The following is a 2,693-nucleotide window of genomic DNA, read 5'->3' as shown; positions in this document are numbered from 1 at the left end:
AGAGCCAGACAAGGCAAAAACAGCCGAGGAAGCGCAGTTTACGAGCTGTAAATGAGCATTCCGAGGCTGTTTTTAACGCCGGATGGCCGACGCGCAGCAGATCGTAAACAGGTTCTTAGGCCATGCGAGGACGATGCCATGCACATACTTCTGACTGGCGGTACCGGCTTGATGGGCCGCGCGCTGTGTCGCCATTGGGCGCAGCAGGGGCACCAGCTGACGGTATGGAGTCGCCGCCCGCAGCAGGTTGCCGCTTTATGCGGCGCCGGGGTGCGCGGCATTGGCCGTCTCGAGGAGTTGCCCGAGGAGCCGCTGGACGCCGTGGTCAATCTGGCCGGCGCGCCCATTGCCGACTGGCCCTGGACGCGCAAGCGCAAGGCCTTGCTGTGGGCCAGCCGCATCAGCCTGACCGAGCAGTTGCTGGCCTGGCTGGAGGCGCGCGCGCAGAAACCACGGGTGCTGTTGTCCGGCTCGGCGGTGGGCTGGTATGGCGATGGCGGCGAGCGCGAGCTGCATGAGGATTCGCCACCGGTCAGCAAGGATTTCGCCGCGCAACTCTGTGGCGCCTGGGAAGAAACCGCCCAGCGCGCCGAAGACTTGGGTATTCGTGTGGTGCTGCTACGCACCGGGCTGGTGCTGGCCAAGGACGGCGGCATGCTCAAGCGCTTGCTGCCGCCATTCAAGCTGGGCTTGGGCGGCCCCCTGGGCAGCGGCCGGCAATGGATGCCGTGGATTCATCTGGCCGATCAAATCGCCCTGATCGACTTTCTCTTGCAGCACGAGCAAGCCAGCGGTCCTTATAATGCCTGCGCGCCGCAGCCGGTACGCAACCGCCAGTTCAGCCAGGCCCTTGGGCGCGCGCTGGGGCGCCCGGCCATAGTGCCGGCCCCGGCCTTTGTCCTGCGCCTGGCTTTGGGCGAACTGTCCGGGCTGCTGTTGGGGGGGCAGCGCGCCCTGCCGACACGCTTGAGCGCCGCCGGTTTTCGTTTTCGTTTCACTGATCTGGATGCGGCCCTCGAGGACATTTTGGGTCGCCACTGACTAGGATTGCTTATGACCGATCACGCCCTGTTGCTGGTCAATCTGGGTTCCCCAGCGTCGACCGAAGTGGCTGATGTACGGCGTTACCTCAATCAATTCCTGATGGACCCCTATGTGGTCGATCTGCCCTGGCCGCTGCGTCGGCTGTTGGTCTCGCTGATCCTGATCAAGCGCCCGGCGGCCTCGGCCCACGCCTATGCCTCGATCTGGTGGGAGCAGGGCTCGCCCCTGGTGGTGCTGAGCAAGCGCCTGCAGCAGGCGATGCAGGCTGCGTGGACCCAGGGGCCGGTGGAGTTGGCCATGCGTTATGGCGAGCCATCCCTGCAGACCGTGCTGAGCCGCCTGGCCGCCCAGGGCATCCAGCAGGTGACGCTGGCGCCGCTCTACCCGCAGTTTGCCGACAGCACCACCACCACCGTGATAGAGGAAGCCAGGCGGGTGGTGCGCGAGCAGCAGTTGCCGCTGCGTTTCTCGGTGCTGCCACCCTTCTACGACCAACCCGAATACCTGGATGCCCTGGTCGACAGCGCCAGGCCTTACCTCGAGCAGGATTTCGACCATCTGCTGCTGAGTTTTCATGGCCTGCCTGAGCGCCATCTGCACAAGCTCGACCCGAGCCAGCATTGCCTGAAAGGCGCCGATTGCTGCCGCACGGCTTCGCCCGAGGTGCTCGCTCGCTGTTATCGCGCCCAGTGCCTGCGCAGCGCCGAGGCCTTCGCCGCGCGCCTGGGCTTGCGTGCGGAGCAATGGTCGGTGTCCTTCCAGTCGCGCCTGGGTCGGGCCAAGTGGATCGAGCCCTACACCGAGTCGCGCCTGGATGAGCTGGGCAAACAGGGGGTGAAGAAACTCCTAGTCATGTGCCCGGCCTTTGTCGCCGACTGCATCGAAACCCTGGAGGAAATCGGCGACCGCGGTCGCGAACAGTTCCGCGCGGCCGGTGGCGAAAGCCTGCAGCTGGTGCCTTGCCTGAATGATCACCCGAGCTGGGTGGCGGCGCTGAAGAGCCTGTGCGAACGCGCGCCGTTACTGCTGTGACGGTTAAGCCATTCGCTCGAAAGGATGCCTCGCATTCGCGAAGCTGATAAGCCCTTGGGGCGATACTCAGCGCCCTGTCTATCGGCCTAAGCTGGCAGTCCTTTCAACCGTCGCGCACCGCTAGGAACCGCGGTGCCGAGGAGACTGCCAGTGCCCAACAAGAATAACGGCTACCCCTCCAGTGCCCGCGCCTGGGCCACAGTCGCCATCCTGATGCTGGCCTATGTGCTGTCCTTTATCGACCGGCAGATTCTCAACCTGCTGGTGGGGCCGATCCGCCGCGATCTGATGATCAGCGACACCCAGATGAGCCTGCTGATGGGCCTGTCCTTCGCCCTGTTCTACACCCTCTGCGGCATTCCCCTGGGGCGTTTGGCCGACACCAGGAACCGGCGCTGGCTGATCGCCATCGGCGTGTTGTTCTGGAGTGCGGCCACCGCCGCCTGTGGCATGGCCAGGCTGTACTGGCAGTTCCTGATCTGCCGTATCGGCGTGGGCGTGGGCGAGGCGGCCTTGTCACCGGCGGCCTATTCGCTGATCGCCGACAGCTTCCCGGCCGAGCGCCGCGCCACCGCCATCAGCGTGTATTCCATGGGGGTCTACCTGGGTTCGGGCCT

The 2,693-nt window shown here is 65.1% G+C and carries 3 protein-coding genes; all 3 read left to right on the top strand.

What is annotated here, in order from left to right:
• Positions 1-138 precede the first annotated feature (138 nt).
• The gene (locus Q8Q83_RS15235; protein WP_305624975.1) at positions 139-1,041 is read left to right on the top strand and encodes a TIGR01777 family oxidoreductase; all 903 of its coding nucleotides are present in this window, start codon (positions 139-141) and stop codon (positions 1,039-1,041) included.
• Between the two features lie 12 nt (positions 1,042-1,053).
• Positions 1,054-2,076 carry a ferrochelatase gene (gene hemH / locus Q8Q83_RS15230; protein ID WP_305624974.1) on the top strand — a complete coding sequence of 341 codons (1,023 nt, stop codon included), beginning with the start codon at positions 1,054-1,056 and terminating at the stop codon, positions 2,074-2,076.
• 150 nt (positions 2,077-2,226) lie between these two features.
• Positions 2,227-2,693: MFS transporter (locus Q8Q83_RS15225; protein ID WP_305624973.1), on the top strand; the 467-nt coding region annotated here is incomplete at its 3' end.

It is taken from the genome of Pseudomonas sp., from assembly GCF_030696055.1.
Taxonomy (GTDB): domain Bacteria; phylum Pseudomonadota; class Gammaproteobacteria; order Pseudomonadales; family Pseudomonadaceae; genus Aquipseudomonas.
This window is presented reverse-complemented; position numbering and strand designations above follow the sequence as displayed.